Below are 371 nucleotides of genomic sequence, written 5' to 3' on the forward strand. Positions count from 1 at the left end.
AGGGCGGATCACGAAAGCCGGTGACAACTATATTAGAAGTCTGCTTGTTCAGGGTGCCAGATCAATTATGGCCAGTGCAGGTAGAAAAGACGACCCACTAAGTAAATGGGTTTGTGATGTCAAAGATCGCCGCGGTTATTGGCGAGCAGCAATTGCTTTAGCAGCTAAAAATGCTCGTCACTGCTGGGCAATCCTTCACTATGGAGAGTCATTCGAAAGTTGTTATTCGACATAGACAAACAACTGACCACTCATGATGCTAACGTAAATATGATAAGGGTTAAGACCCTGCAAGAAGTCCCTGTGAAAACGCAAGGATGTCAAATATCCGATTAGCGTATGAGGTTCTTGCGAGCGTCTTTCATTTTGGT

At 44.7% G+C, this 371-nt stretch carries 1 pseudogene; it reads left to right on the top strand.

The features are described 5' to 3' along the window. Positions 1-235, top strand: a pseudogene (locus tag AACR11_RS08065) (IS110 family transposase); the annotation flags it as partial. Positions 236-371 lie beyond the last annotated feature (136 nt).

Source organism: Vibrio sp. L85 (assembly GCF_963871815.1).
Taxonomy (GTDB): Bacteria; Pseudomonadota; Gammaproteobacteria; order Enterobacterales; family Vibrionaceae; genus Vibrio; species Vibrio harveyi.